Source organism: Agarivorans sp. QJM3NY_25, assembly GCF_050870875.2.
Taxonomy (GTDB): Bacteria; Pseudomonadota; Gammaproteobacteria; order Enterobacterales; family Celerinatantimonadaceae; genus Agarivorans.
The window spans coordinates 1,335,284-1,349,451 of record NZ_CP194041.2; the positions used below are offsets into that span (position 1 = coordinate 1,335,284).

The 14,168-nt window shown below is 42.4% G+C and carries 8 protein-coding genes; 7 read left to right on the forward strand and 1 reads right to left on the reverse strand.

Annotated features, from left to right (window positions below; translation table 11 throughout):
* The first annotated feature begins 697 nt into the window (after window positions 1–697).
* The 3 genes from ACRRSW_RS06195 to ACRRSW_RS06205 are packed head-to-tail and all read left to right on the forward strand — an operon-like array spanning window position 698 to window position 7,055.
* On the forward strand, window positions 698–961 hold the full coding sequence (locus tag ACRRSW_RS06195; RefSeq protein ID WP_432458892.1) for a hypothetical protein: 264 nt from the start codon (window positions 698–700) through the stop codon (window positions 959–961).
* Window positions 945–6,248 carry an RHS repeat domain-containing protein gene (locus ACRRSW_RS06200; protein ID WP_432458893.1) on the forward strand — a complete coding sequence of 1,768 codons (5,304 nt, stop codon included), beginning with the start codon at window positions 945–947 and terminating at the stop codon, window positions 6,246–6,248. The genes ACRRSW_RS06195 and ACRRSW_RS06200 overlap by 17 nt, the downstream gene beginning before the upstream one ends.
* The gene (locus ACRRSW_RS06205) at window positions 6,249–7,055 is read left to right on the forward strand and encodes a hypothetical protein (protein ID WP_432458894.1); all 807 of its coding nucleotides are present in this window, start codon (window positions 6,249–6,251) and stop codon (window positions 7,053–7,055) included.
* A 374-nt stretch (window positions 7,056–7,429) separates the two neighbouring features.
* Here the strand turns inward: ACRRSW_RS06205 and ACRRSW_RS06210 are convergent.
* Window positions 7,430–8,514 (reverse strand): IS3 family transposase gene (locus tag ACRRSW_RS06210; protein ID WP_432458895.1). Its coding sequence is split into 2 segments (ribosomal slippage): window positions 7,430–8,265 and window positions 8,265–8,514, totalling 1,086 coding nucleotides; the frame shifts between segments, so codons are not numbered across the junction.
* A gap of 168 nt (window positions 8,515–8,682) precedes the next feature.
* On the opposite strand from ACRRSW_RS06210, the gene ACRRSW_RS06215 reads away from it, so the two are divergent.
* The 4 genes from ACRRSW_RS06215 to ACRRSW_RS06230 all read left to right on the forward strand — a co-directional run bounded on the left by ACRRSW_RS06215 (window position 8,683) and on the right by ACRRSW_RS06230 (window position 14,090).
* A complete protein-coding gene (locus ACRRSW_RS06215; protein ID WP_432458896.1) occupies window positions 8,683–9,675 on the forward strand; it encodes a transposase in 993 nt (330 codons plus the stop codon).
* 622 nt (window positions 9,676–10,297) lie between these two features.
* Window positions 10,298–11,368: a YaaC family protein gene (locus tag ACRRSW_RS06220; RefSeq protein WP_432458897.1), complete on the forward strand. Its 1,071-nt coding sequence runs from the start codon at window positions 10,298–10,300 to the stop codon at window positions 11,366–11,368.
* 758 nt (window positions 11,369–12,126) lie between these two features.
* Window positions 12,127–12,981, forward strand: a complete 855-nt coding sequence (locus tag ACRRSW_RS06225) for a hypothetical protein (RefSeq protein ID WP_432458898.1) — start codon at window positions 12,127–12,129, stop codon at window positions 12,979–12,981.
* A gap of 338 nt (window positions 12,982–13,319) precedes the next feature.
* Window positions 13,320–14,090 (forward strand): ribonuclease H1 domain-containing protein, encoded by a 771-nt coding sequence (locus tag ACRRSW_RS06230; RefSeq protein ID WP_432454064.1) that lies wholly within the window; start codon window positions 13,320–13,322, stop codon window positions 14,088–14,090.
* Window positions 14,091–14,168: the final 78 nt, after the last annotated feature.

Genomic DNA, 14,168 nt, shown 5'->3' on the forward strand with positions numbered 1-14,168 from the left:
AGTTCAATCTGCATTTATTCGTTTGGCCACAGGTGATTTAAGAAAATCTGAATATGCAGATGTGAAAATACTAGCTTTAGCTATTTGGTATGAAAGGTTTGTTCCCAACTTCACAACCATCCCAAAAGAATACCTCCATCAAGCAGGCTACCTTGTCGACAAACTCATGCGTTATTCGTGCGTTGAAGCGAATCAAAAGTCTAAATTGCGCGATGTGTGTACAGCGCTTAGAGCTAAAAGCACAAATAGAGGGAAAACCTTTCAAGCTCGAGACCAATTGGCTCGAGATTGGGGAGTATCGTACGATATTAATCATCATGCTCGCAGGCTTCTTAAGTTCCAAAAACGGCACTATAAGCACGTTCATGGCCGCGTCCCGCCCGGATAGGATTGGCACTCCCGATTTAATATTGGAACAATTTGCCAAATCTCCTTACTGGCTCTGCGATAAAACTTGCTTTAAATCTTTCTTGTAAAATCCTTTTTTTTATGTATATTTCAATTAGTTGAACAAATGGTCAACTAATTAAACCTCTCCAAACGCTCCTCACATAGTGACTAGATGCGAGTTTGCCAGAAATTCATAACCGCTCCATTAATACCCACTTATTTTTAAAAATACTTGACTTTCTTGTTTAAGTTATTGTTTTATATATTTTTATTGTTTTAGATATATTTGACAGCAAAGGGATTTTTGGTGAAAAAGTACTCATTTGGGTTGTTGGGTGGTGTCATCATCGCTGCCATCGCCTTCTACTGTCTAGGCCATAGACACAAGGAAGCGGTTCCCTCGCAAGAGGCAGAGCCACAAGTATCAGCGGCATTGTCGTCACAAGTGATAGAGGTGGATGAAAGTATTCAGCATCTCAGTCATAAGCTGCACAGCATGGAATATGACTACAGCGAGTCGAAAAAGCTAATAGAAAGAGTAAAAGGATTTAACAGTGAAAATAACGAATAAACTAACATTGGCACTATTGCTGACCATGTTCTCTTTGTTGCTGAATGCACAAGAGTATTGGGGAAAGATCGACTCAGACTACACCTTTAAACAAGGGAATATTGAGTACGACATACCGATACAAACTTATGATAACAACGCCATTTTGCAAGTGGAGTTTGGATTAAGGTTTAGCTCCTTAGAAGGTGAAAGCACGGCTTATGGCCGAGGGTGGTCGTTATACGGTGTCGATTCTATTGAAGAAAAGCGTTTAGAGCTTGGACCAGAGCCCAGTCCAGAAGTGTTCAATAAAGAATATTTTCTTAACGGCCATAAGATATTTGAAACAGATGATGGGTATTTAGTTGATGGATTGCCTGACTTGATAGTACATATGCAGAGTAATGCGCTAACTTACTCTGGCGAGCAATTGAGTGGTAACTTCTATGTTTTAGAGAGCAAGGCTAACGGATATCGCACTTATTTGAAAAAGCAGCGTATAAAAGTAGACCAAGAGGAAAGAGATGCTTGGTTAGCTGTATATAAAGAAGATGAATACGGAAACAGCCTGCGTATCAGCTACTTCAATAATACCAAAGTCGTCAAGGACGTCGAATTTATTGATAGTAAAATAACGTTTAGTTCTTGGAATGGCTTAGTAAGCTCTATAGATGTTTACTATAAAAATGCCCTAAAACACAGCTATAAGTTAAGCATTGACGGTTATCATAATCTAAATAAAGTTGATTTGTGTGCAGGTCAAAAGTGTGTTGACCCTATCACTTTTGAATATCAGCGCCATGATTGGGTTTCATCGGGTGATGCTGGCTATGACACCGAAGATTTAAGGCATCTCTCGCGGCAGATTTCATCACGGTACAACTCGTTTGTCGTTAATCATACCAGCCAGTCTACGATAGAGTTTACTTTCACTAAGGGGGTCGCTTCGTTGGATCGGCCCCTACAAATGGAGAATCCGGCCCCTGAAGATTTAGCAGTACAGGGGTACCTACTGACCGAAATTAAGAGCCTTAGTGAAGGGAAAATCCTCACATTTGAGTACCACAATCCTATTATCGCTGATAAGGGCTGGGTTGACGATCCTACAGGTTTCCCTATCGATGAAGAAGATAGGGACCGCTTCTGGGGCTTTGAGAAAATAACCGAGAAGCATACTGAAGGAGGCGGTCAGTCATACACGATAACGAAGTCTTATCATCACGAGTATCCTCTTTACGGTGAAATAAGTTCTATTCAAGAAAGCGGTGAAAATGGCTACATTTTAACCGAGCATGGCTATGATACGCCTGACATTACGCCATCAGTATATCGTTATGGGCACTATAATGGCGACCATCTTCATCGTGTTCTAAAAACATTTGAGTCGGTCACTCATTACGTGAATGGCCAAAGCGCTAGCCAAGAAGCGGTAACATTCGACTATGATTCAGAGCAACGTGTCACAAAACGAACAGAAACTTACACTGACCATATTACCGGTATTGACGATTTTCAAAAAGTGACCAGCTATGATGACTTTGGTAATGGCGTACTTCCTGGGCGAGTAGAAAGTATTAGCTATCATCATGGTGATAGTGAAGGTCAATTAACGACCTCGTTTGCCTATGAAAATCATCACGTTAAAACTAAAACAGACCGTTTTGAAGACGGTAACAGTAAACTCCTCACTAATACTTATAATGAATTAGGCTTGTTGTTGAACGCTGAAACGCGTAGCTATACACCTGTTGTTAATGCAAATGGTGTGGTTTCTTCTACTGCCCCCCGAGTCTACAATACGGAATATACGTATGAGGGATATACTCGAACGTCTAAGACCAACCCCTTAACACAAACGACCCGCTATATCCCACACGCTTCGTGTCCCAACCCTTCTCGTGTTGAAAACATTGATGATACGTCGATAAGTTATACTTATGATGCATTTTGCCGCATCAGCGATATCGCTCACTCTGATGGCACTGAAGAGCATTATGACTATAGCTATGGAGGAGACCACTCTTATTACCAAGTGCGCCACTCTAGTAATACGGAGCCTGCGACTTCGGAAGGATACAGCCCATTTGATGAATTAATAACCTCTATACGAGAATCTGTTGATGGAAGATTAGCTTATACAGATCACAAAACGTATAAGTACAGCTATACCGAATCAAAAGAATATTTTGAAGGCGACCCCAAATACACCGAGGTGACTTCGCGAGATATTTTTAATCGCGATTCAAAAATAACGAATACATTTGGCGTCACTTACTTTGATTACGACCAAAATAAGGTGGTGAAAACCAATGCTGAAGGGCATCAGGAAACCAGTTATTTTGATTCTAGTAATAATATAACGCGCGTTATTCGCGGCAATACGGATGTCGAGTTTAGCTACAATTTTGATGGACAGGTTATCAGCGTTAATAACAGTGGGCAAATTACCCGCTCAGTTTATGACTCGCGAGGTAACTTGTTAGAAAGCCATGATCCGGTAAAGGGAACAACACTTTATCGCTATGATGGTGATAACAATCTTGTATGGAAAAAAGAAGCCAATGGAAGGCTGACAAAATATGTTTATGATTTGATAAATCGTCTTGTCAGAACAACATATATACAACCAGATGGTCGCGTGACTAGCGATACAATGGTATGGGATACAGCCAGTAATGGCATTGGACAACTTGCAAAAGAAACCAGTGAAAAATACACCAAACTCTATAGCTACGATACTCATGCCCGGCTAAGTACTGAAACTCTAGCAATAGACGGACAGCGTTTTGTAAAACAATACCTCTACAGTGGCCCGCTATTGGATTCAATCATCTACCCCGACAGCGTTAGGATATATAAAGAGTATTCGCAGAGCCATTACCTTATTGCTGAATACCTTAATGGTACTGACTTGGCAAAACCGAGCAGTGGCCAATACAGCAATGCGCTGAATGAAATTGAAGAATTAAAACGCGAAGCAGAAGCCTCTATTGAGCGAAACAATGCCATTCTTGATACCTTGAAAAGCGAAATGGAGAGGTTGGCTCAAGAAAACTATCGGCAAACTGTGGCTGATAACCTTGAGCAGTATGACGTTCATACGGACGCATATGTCGGTGTCGATGGGGAAATTTATCTCGAAGGAGATAATGGTCAGTGGTATCAGAGAATTTATGATGGTGATTATCAATGTTATCGGTCTAGCTCAGATAGGGCCGGCTGCTCCAGCGAGCGCATAAAGGTTTTCTATATGAAGCCGGTGTCCGATCCTCTTCTTGTTTTACACGATGGTTCGACTATCCATGCAAGCCAAATAGATGAGCCCGTGTATGTTGGTGATGTGGAGCGAGTATCAGGTTATGACACTGACAATGGGAATGGTGAAGCAGGTGAAGAGCCTGAAATAGAGCCGCGCATTCAAGAAATTTTCTTCTATTGGATGGACAGTACACTGACACTCGAAGCTCGTCAAGAGCTCGCTGAGCTGACCATTGGTGTTCATGACGAGATATATAATCTGCATGAGCGGGGAGGGTACTATCAGGATGTGCTTATGGAGCTCGAAGCACTTGAAACGCGCATATTAAGGGAAAATAACAGCGCTCACCAACAGCGTTATACCTCTACGCCTTTGCAGCATATTGTTGATTCCGGCGACCGCTACGTTATCTGGAGCCTAGGAGAGGTGGATGCCCACAATCGCGTGATGTCGATTGCTCACGGAAACTCACTCAGTACTTTCAAACACTACAACCCAGTGACGAGCCAATTGGAGAATATCGTTACGAGTGGTGCCTTTGTCTACCGAGACCAAGAGTACCGATACGATAAGCTCAATAACATGACCTTACGTGTTGATGAACAAGCTAATTTACGTGAAAGATTTGGTTATGACGCTAATGATCGACTTAAGCATGTGCAGCGCGAAGGTTTAGATGGCTCATATTACACTAGCAAGTATTACTATTACGATGAATTCAATAATATGAAGCATCGCGATTATAGCTATGCTAATGATAATCCTTATAAAGTGTCACAGTTTAAGAGCAACAGTTATAGCTATGACGCTATAGGTAACATTACCCGCTACGGAAGTCATCAGGTTGAATATGGTAAGTACAATCGCCCTGTTAGAATAAACGATGGCAGTGCTGATTTGCGATTTAGCTATGATGTCAATGGGAACTATATTTCACGTAGTAGCAATGGTGAGACCGCTTACTTCTTTGGTGATGATTTTAAGATTGACTACAACGGTCAAAATTGGACATCAGAAGTATACATTTCGGCCTATGGAGAGTCTCAGGCTGTTGTGAAAAGCGAAAACAATCAGCTTATCGATATTAACTATTTGTATGCTGACCCTCTGGGTTCAGTTGATATGATAGCAGATGTGATGGGTGTGGTTATTCAGAAGCTGCACTATACACCTTTTGGTGAGCGTTCTTATGTCCCTGAATTTGATGAGCATCCGTTATCTCAGTTTCCTATTTATGAACGTGGATTTACGAATCAGCTTTCGATTGAAGAGTTTGGTTTGGTGCATATGCGTGGACGGATATATGACCCGCAGCTCAAACGTTTCTTATCCGCAGACCCGACGGTCCCGGACCCATTAAATGCCTTAAGCTACAATCGCTATGCATATGTAAAAAACAATCCGCTGAAGTATACTGACCCCACTGGGTTTTCTGAGGAGAGTGTAGATAAAAGTGCAAACCCTGGCGGTTCACATTATGAAGTTGCAGATGAAGCTCGTGGTCAGGATAAAAATGATACACAAGGTAACTCAGAGGGTTCTGAAACACTGAGTGAGGAACAGCAAAAGAAAGTTTCGACGGATATTGCTGTTCAAGCGAGTGTTGCACAAGAGGTAGTTAACAATGCTTTAAAGGGGCTTCGCAAAATTGAGCAATTTAGACAAATGGAAGCTGAGACCTTAAAATATTATGGGAAATTGGATTATCAAATTGGTCGTAATATTGGAGGCTCTAAAAGCCTGAAAGGCGGAATAAGTATCGATCTTGCTCAGGTGGGATTACAAGTCCCTGTTCATACATCAGCTTTAGATGCCGATAAATATGTCAACGTTGATGCAGATGATTACTGGGAACAAATGGATGCGTTTGAAAGTATGACAATGAAGTTATCCTTAGAGAGGATAATTGTACATGAAGTCTTTCATGGAACCGTCGGCAGTTTCAATATGTTTAGCAACGATCATCCGGCGGTGATTAATGCAACAAATGATTTTATGTCTAGGAACTTTAATGAGTTACCTAGAGATCCACACTCACAAGGTATTTAAATGAGACTCTTTATTTCCATTCTAATGACCATAATTATCCCCGTTAATGCAGCTGCTTGTGTTGCGAATAGCTCCGCCTATCCAAAGGACTTAAGCAAATTAGTGGATAGCGCTGAGAATATATATATGGTCGAGTTAAAACAAGCGAAATCAAGCACAGAGGTTAACTCATATACTTTTCAGGTGCTCAAGTCTCTGAAAGGTAGTGTGCCCGCAGAGCTTATATTGGATGTAGATTCTTCACTCAAGGGCTATCTTAACGAATATCAATCTCACAACAGTATTGATTTTTGGGTTGAATCAGAAAGAGGCTCTACCAAAGTTGATATGGATTGCGATATTAGACCCAATTTCAAGCTGGGCTATCATTATCTTTTAATTCTGAAGGATGACAAAACAATAAAAAGCTATGAGCCAATTACAACCGAAAAAGATAGGTGGTTAGCCTATGTTAAAAATAGATTGGCATTAAAGGATGAACCGATATATTCAGATCAAGACATGCTTAATAATATTACTTCTGTTGATAAGTACTCTTGCCACCAAGAGCGTGAGAAGTTGAATCGAAAGAAGCAGCTTTACGTTGATACCCTATGGGGAGACAGAACAGCAGAAGTTTGGCCTTCCAATCTAGGTAAAGTTTGTTCATCTGGATCTGAGTATTATGTCCAAGTAACTTTTAACGCTGGGCAATATATTACACACCTGCCATACAGCAGAGTTGGTTTACTAGACTTTAAGCTTATTTCTAACGGCTTAAAGCTAACAAAAGGTAATCTATTAGAGTTGCCCCACCTTACTAGATAACCAGCTTCTATCTTCTTTGTCGCTCTTCTGAGCGGCTTTTCTTTAGATGAGATGAGGCATATATGGACGCCCGGTGTTTTGCAACTCCTGATTGAAGATCGGTTTGCTGATGCTTTAAATAAGCGAGGCCCCCAAATTGTTGCCTCGCCATTTTTAATTCAACTTCGCGACCCGACGCCCGCTACCACAACACGTTAGTTGGCCTTCGCTTGCAACGCCTGAATCACAGCCTCTCCCAACGCTTTCGCTGAAGCGGGGTTCTGACCGGTAATCAAACGCCCATCTACCACCACTTTATTTTCAAACATTGGTGATTTTTCAAATATAGCCCCAGTGGTAATCCTCCCATTATTAACCGCATTTATTCGTAGAATTCATGCTGCCGTTTTTAGTGGTGGGAACCCTCCATTTGCAAGGTGTGGTCGTTGATGATTGTAGAACCATAACCATTGGGTCGCCCGATCTTGAACCTCTTCAAGTGTGTCAAACAAATACTTACTCACTAAGCCAAACCTCATAGTACGGTTGAACCTTTCTATATAGGCGTTTTGTTGTGGGTTCCCTGGCTGAATATAATCGATTCGAATGTCGTGGTTGTTGGCCCATTTAATAAACGCATGGCTAATGAACTCAGGACCATTGTCGCAGCGGATCGCAACAGGTTTGGTTCGTTGTTCGATGAGCTGCTCTAAGATCCGAGTGACTCGTACTGTGGGCATTGAAAAATCAGGTTCTGACGCCAGACCTTCACGTTTGTAATCATCTATCACATTGAATAAACGGTACTTCCGGCCATCAGATAGCTGATCATGCATAAAGTCCACGGACCAAACTTGGTTTGTTTTAATCGGCTCTTTAAGAGGCTCTGGCGTATGGCGATTCAGGCGTCGTTTTGGCCTAATACGTAAGTTTAGAGCCAATTCGCAGTAGATCCGATAAACCCGCTTATGGTTCCATGTATACCCTTTAACGTTCCGCAAATGGTGAAAACACAGGCCAAAGCCCCAGTCAGAGCAGTCTTCACTGTTGCACAGCGTTACTAACTCCTGAGCTATCAACTCATTCTCAGGTTGAAGCTTCGATTTATAGCGATAGCAGGTCTCGCTGATCCCAAACCAATAGCATGCACTTTTAATGCTGATGTGATAGTTCGCCACCGAACGCTGAGCCATCAATCGACGCTCACAGGGCTTCACCACTTTTTTGCCATCGCTTCTGAGATCACCTCTGCTTTAAGGCGTTCTTCCGCATACATCTTTTTAAGCCGTCGATTTTCATCTTCGAGTTCTTTCATCCGCGCCATAAGGGATGCGTCCATACCACCGTATTTCGAACGCCACTTGTAAAAGGTTGCGTTGCTCATTCCATGCTCACGACAGAGCTCAGGAACAGGTGAACCAGCCTCAGCCTGCTTGAGAATAGATAAGATCTGACTGTCCGTGTAACGTGACTTTTTCATGTTGAATCTCCTGTATTTACTATACGAGAAAATTCTACTTTTGCATGGGATTAATTTTCGGGGGAATTACCCAGTCTGTTTTAAAAAATATATAAGACACCCATGATTGTGGCGAAATATTCGCCACGCTTCTACGCTTAAGTAAAGCCTTCGCGTCGAGTTGTTGTTATGCCTCAGCCTAGAAAATCGCAAGTAAGCTTGGATGATACGCCTTATTACCACTGTGTTTCCCGCTGTGTACGTCGGGCTTATTTGTGTGGTGAGGATAAGCAAACAGGCAACAGTTATGACCATCGTCGCCAATGGGTAGAAGACTATTTGCTAAAGTTGGCGGAGGTGTTCGCCATTGATGTGTGCGCCTATGCGGTGATGAGCAATCACACGCATATCGTACTGCATGTGAATCAACAACAAGCTGAGGTTTGGTCAATACAAGAGGTGCTTGAGCGCTGGCATCGCTTGCACAAGGGCACTTTACTGACTCAAATGTATTTAAACTTAGAACGGCGTCGTCAACTAGATGCAAGCCAGCTGCAATGCATTCACGATACCGCAGAAGTATACCGCCAACGTCTCTATGACTTAAGTTGGTTTATGCGCCAGCTCAATGAACATATTGCTAGAGAAGCCAATAAAGAAGACCAGTGCACGGGCAGGTTCTGGGAGGGACGTTTTAAATCTCAAGCCTTGCTGGATGAAGCTGCGCTCATGGCCTGTATGGCTTATGTCGATTTAAACCCAGTCAGGGCGAACATGGAACAAACGCCCGAATCCTCTCAACACACCAGTGTTAAGTTAAGAGCTAAAGCAGTACAACAACACAAAGCCCAACCGAAAGCGCTGTTTCCCTTTGTGGGCAACCCAAGAAACAACATGCCGCAGGGCTTACCTTTTCAACTGCACCATTATTTGGAATTGGTTGATAGCACTGGTCGTATGGTTCGAGAAGATAAACGAGGCCACCTCAAGTTAGAGGCCAGCCCGATTATGCAACGCTTAGGCATAGCCGCAGAGCAATGGCTGAGTCTAAGTTGCGAGTTTGAACAGCACTTTTCAGGAGCAGTGGGTAAAGAGCGCCGATTACGGAAATACCATCAACACCTCGGCCATAAGCGCACAACGGGTTTAGCTCGAAGTCGCTGCTTGCTAAACAGCGCTTAATTTCCTTCATTGGTTTTTTTATCTAATCATCAGCCATGTTGAGACTTTGGCTCGCCTAGCTTATGGTGAGGGCTAAGTTCATCCACGCACTTAAACTTATCTCGTTAAATTGCTTAGTTTTTTGAGCTTTAGCCTAGGTTAAGTGTCGCGAAAGATGTTATTTTTGGTTTTGTTTTTAGAATGGGTGTCTAGTTTATTCTTAAACTTATCTCGTTAAATTGCTTAGGCTTTTTTTGAGCTTTAGCCTAGGTTAAGTGTCGCGAAAAGGTGTTATTGCTGGTTTTGTTTTTAGAATAGGTGTCTAGTTTATTTGCCGGACAAAAGCCGGAGCCTGAATCGGGTTTATGGCCATGTACTTCATAGGCTTTTCAAATGGTTAAACCGTAGGAGCGGACGCCGAAGCTACAATTGGAAAAGTCTGAAGCAGGTGTTAAAGTGTTTTCAATATTGAGACGTTACACGTTAGCAAGCGAGCTATCGCAGTGGACTGGTATTAGGGCGTGTTTTACACGAGCAAATATATAATTGAGGAGTCGGATGCGGTAGTTCCGTACGTCCGGATCTGTGTGGGGGCGGGCAGGTAACTGGCCGTTCTACCACGACAATTCCAAAAGGAGATATTGTGCCAAGGCAGATAGAAAAAGGCGAATTAGCTCTATATAAGTACAATAAAGTTCGTTACTCCTTTGTTGAACTGGATGCTGGTGAGCAACAAGTTCTTACGAATGATCCTTGGTCATTTCTCAGTTCACACCTTCAGGTGCGTCTAAACAATACTCGAGGAAACAATAAAACGAAAATTGAGCGAGCTATCTATTACTCGGGATTGGCTGAGGACTTTTACAGAGCAGCAGAATCTAGTCCTCTCCCTGCAAAGGGAGCGCTTTTATACTACGGGATGCTCGATTTAGTTAAATGCTATTTAAGTCTTAACGATGTTCTATTGGAGTCAACTCATGAGCATCATGGCTTGGTGCTACCAATAGGCAAAGAGCAGACTGTCGAAGTTAAAACAAAGATGAAAGATGCAGTAAACATCTTTTATGAATTCACTCGCTTACTTGGAAAGCCTGTTTCATCAGGTCATGACGTAAGATTTGAGCAAGCCATATCACATGTCCCAGAAGTACACAGTATTTATACCAGCTTGGGTCATTTATCAAAAAGAAAGCTCCTACCTATTGATATTGAGTTTCAAGTAAATGAAGCGAGAGATAAGCTATTTACAGAAATTATTTATCAAAAAGAGCAAGAAGCTAAAGTCGAGGTAGCCAAATTTCTAAAAGGGGAGCGAAAGAAATACTTGAAGGAAGGTTACCCAAGAGATAGAAAAATTGTGTACAGAGCGGTAAGGCGAAAATCATACACTCAAGATAATATTCATCGGATATACAAAAACATTCTGAGCGAGTATAAAAAGCTAGATATTGTTCCTATCCTGACGAAGCAAGGTTACCGGTATTATGTGGATTTGCGTCCCGGCGACCTACCTCAATTATCATACAGTTTATTGGCAATGTTCTACCTAGGTAGCGCGGCTAGATATCGCCCCTTAGAAGTGAAGTCATTATTAGAAGGTGAATTGCGCCCTCTCGTTAGCGAGTTTGTCAGTCTTTCACCTAGGCAATTTCTCTATCAAATGGTATCACTGACAACGAGTAAAGAATGCGTTATCCCATTTGCTGCCATATAGAATTTAATCGGGTAGCCGGAGGTGTCTAACCTCCAGCCCCCACAACACCCTGCATGCGGCTCCGCACAGGGCGTTTCCTGAAAACGGTTAAAATACAACGGCCGATTAGCTCCTTTGCATTCCAATGATGGCTTCTGTTTTTTGCGCCATGACTCCTCAGTCCGGTCGGATACGGAGACAATGAGCTGCACAGGCTCCTCATTGATTTTCAGGTTCAGGCCTTCACCATGTCCCAACCATTACACAATAGAACGGCATTGGGACTTTTTATCTAAAAAAAGCCGTCTGCTTAAATCGCCATAGCGTGAGTTAAACAATCGCCTGTTAAGCAGATCTCCCACTCTTTGTTTATAAGAAGTAGAACATGCACTTTCTCTTTTCTCTGCACTGCTGCATCATTTACGGTGGCCGTTAGATCACATGAGCTCAAAGTCTTGTGCCAACTCGCCTCCAGCCTACGCCTCATATGATGTTCTTGTTCATCAGCTCGCCCTCTCTTTAGATAAAAAGGCATCCGGCTTCCTTCAGACATTCCCTCGCGGCAATGCCCTTGCCATTCGCTAGTAGTTAGCGTTTAATAATCAAAATATTATTAAACGGTGACCTTCCTACAGAGGACTTTCACCTCATTAGTTCATGCCCATGCTGGGCGTACACAAGCGCAAGCACGCGGAACAAATTTCCACTGCGCTCCAATTTGTCCGGTGTTGCGGGTGTTAGCAATCAGTGTAAATATTAACTTAGGAGCTTTAAATCTCATGGAAAAGAAGTTTAATTGTGGCTTAATTATGCCAATATCAGCAATTGATGGTTGCTCAATGGAGCATTGGAGTGAAGTCCAAGAGATAATAAAAGAAGCTCTAGAGGATACTGACTTTGCAGTAAAAATAGTAAGTGATGCGAGTGATGTAGGGATCATTCAAAAAAGAATAGTACAAAATATTTACGATAACGAAATGGTAATATGTGATGTCAGTGGGAAGAACCCTAATGTAATGTTTGAGCTAGGTATGCGTCTTGCCTTTGATAAGCCAACGATAATTATCAAAGACACTGAAACTAACTACTCCTTTGATACTTCTCCTATTGAACATTTAGAATACCCAAGGGATTTGCACTATGCCTCAATAAAATTATTCAAGAAAACTCTAAAATCTAAGGTGAGTGCAACATTTGAGGCAGCTAAAAAAGATAATTACACAACTTTTTTAGGTCATTTTGGTGAGTTTAAAGTAGCTGCAATTGACTCTAAAGAGGTAAGCAAAGAAGATTTCGTATTAGAATCTATAAATGACTTAAGAGATGATATTTTGACATTAAATAGAAAAATTAATTCATCTATAGATGTCCCAGTGATTTTTTCTTCAAATAATAAGTATTCAAGAAATAGTATTGATGAATATATTTCTCATTTTGGTTTGAAAAATCATTTCACTCTCGATGAGTTAGGTGATTTTCATGGAGAGCCTTTCTTACATATGGTTGAAAGTTATATTCATGAGGAAGTTCCTGAAAATATTGCTTCAAAACCAAGGCACCAGCACTCTATTAGAAACCAATTCATAGCATCTCTTTCGCGTACCTTGGACAAAATCAAGGAGTTGCAACAGTAAATTGCTAACAAAAAAATTATATAGACATCCATGATTGTCGTGAAATATTCGCCACGCTTCTACGCTTAAGTAAAGTCTTAGGCGGCGTATGCTCGCTCAGCAATCGGTGGCGCATTATCGCTTTGTTGTGACAAGCCCAGCGGCGAGTTGTTAAACATGTCAGGTTATCCCGGTAAACCCTCCAGACCAATAAGTGCACGCCAATACATGGCTCAGATGGATAAAAAACTAATTTCTGGACAGTAAAACAACGCTTGGCCTGGCATATTGGCTTTAAGGCTTCAGCATTGTGGCTTTGCTGGTAATATTAGCCAGCAGCTAACTTAAGAGACTTCAACATGGCAAAAAAGTATTACGTGGTATGGCAGGGTCGGGAAACTGGCATTTTTAGCGATTGGGCGACTTGTAAAAAGCAAATCGATAAGTTTGCCGGGGCACGTTATAAGTCGTTTGCTAGTCTGGCTGAGGCCGAGGCTGCTTTTGGTGGTCGCGCCAGCTCTGCTATCAAAGCCGCGGGCGCAGGGCCTGCGGCTAAGCGATATAGCGCTCAAACGGTAAAAACCTATACTGCGGCTGAAATTGATAAACTCGCCGCAGAGGTGAAGATTTTTACCGATGGTGGCTGTGAGCCGAATCCGGGGAAAGCGGGTTCTGGTTTAGCGCTCTATCGAGATAAACAGCTTGCCGAGTTATGGTATGGCTTATATAACCCGATGGGAACTAATAATACCGCAGAGCTGAATGCCTTCAATCAGGCCTTGATTATGGCGGCTCAAGAAGTCGCTTTGGGGCAGCGAGTGGCAATCTTTTGCGATTCCAAATACGCCATCCAATGTGTGACGCAATGGGCGGTAGCTTGGCAGAAAAAAGGCTGGAAGAAGGCCGGAGGGGAAATTAAAAATCTCGCGCTGATCCAAGAGATGTTTGAGCGCTATCAGACACTAAAAGATAAAATTCAGGTGTTACATGTGAATGGTCACGTTGGAGTTGAAGGCAACGAGTTGGCTGACCGCATGTCGATCCATGCCATTGCCGAAAAGCAGACAGGCTTTAAAGCTTATCCTCAAGCCCTGAATATTCAGGCTATCCTGGCGCTACGCGCAGGCTAAGTTGGTGAAGCCGGAGCTTGTTCGGCTAGAGCACCGTAAATTGTGCTCTAGCCGGACGTTTGCCGATTCAGTATTTTA

Excerpts from the sequence above, each read along its gene's own strand:
- ACRRSW_RS06205 (WP_432458894.1), top strand. The coding sequence starts at position 6,249 with ATGAGACTCTTTATTTCCATTCTAATGACCATAATTATCCCCGTTAAT.
- ACRRSW_RS06215 (WP_432458896.1), top strand. The coding sequence starts at position 8,683 with ATGCCTCAGCCTAGAAAATCGCAAGTAAGCTTGGATGATACGCCTTAT.
- ACRRSW_RS06225 (WP_432458898.1), top strand. The coding sequence starts at position 12,127 with ATGGAAAAGAAGTTTAATTGTGGCTTAATTATGCCAATATCAGCAATT.
- ACRRSW_RS06230 (WP_432454064.1), top strand. The coding sequence starts at position 13,320 with ATGGCAAAAAAGTATTACGTGGTATGGCAGGGTCGGGAAACTGGCATT.